This is a genomic window from Paracoccus sp. SY, assembly GCF_002901215.1.
In the GTDB taxonomy this organism is placed as follows: domain Bacteria; phylum Pseudomonadota; class Alphaproteobacteria; order Rhodobacterales; family Rhodobacteraceae; genus Paracoccus; species Paracoccus acridae.
Genome location: NZ_NWMQ01000192.1, coordinates 1 through 592, shown reverse-complemented (window position 1 = coordinate 592; position 592 = coordinate 1). Strand labels below are relative to the sequence as shown.

Annotated in this window: 1 protein-coding gene; it reads left to right on the top strand. The window is 68.2% G+C overall.

Annotated features, from left to right (window positions below):
• Positions 1–592: BON domain-containing protein (locus CK944_RS22505; protein WP_146038783.1), on the top strand; the 592-nt coding region annotated here is incomplete at both ends.

The following is a 592-nucleotide window of genomic DNA, read 5'->3' as shown; positions in this document are numbered from 1 at the left end:
CCCTATGACCAGGATCGCGGTTATGGCGGCGGACGCGACAGCGGCTATGGCCGGGGCGATTTCTCGGAAGCGATCCGGTCGGGAATGGCGGGCCGCGGCATGGGCACCTTCGGCGCCTATGGCGCGCGGGATTACGGGGACCGCGATTACGGGGACCGCGACTATGGCCGGCGCGGCTATGACCACGGCAACTACCGCGGATCCGACGACCGTGGCTTCTTCGAACGCGCAGGCGACGAGGTGGCGTCCTGGTTCGGCGACGAGGATGCCCAACGCCGTCGCGAGAGGGATGCGGGCCACAGCGGCCGGGGTCCCCGGAACTACAGCCGTTCGGACGACCGCATCCGCGAGGATGTCAGCGACCGTTTGTCGGACGACCGCCATATCGACGCATCCGACATCGAGGTTTCGGTCAGCGGGGGCGAGGTGACGCTGGACGGCACGGTGGACAGCCGTTCGGCCAAGCGCCGTGCCGAGGATCTGGCCGAAAGCTGTTCGGGCGTGAAGCATGTCCAGAACAACCTGCGCGTCAGGGATCGGCAGATGTCGGGCGGCTATTCCGGCGCGACGTCCGGCAGCGGTTCGACCGGCA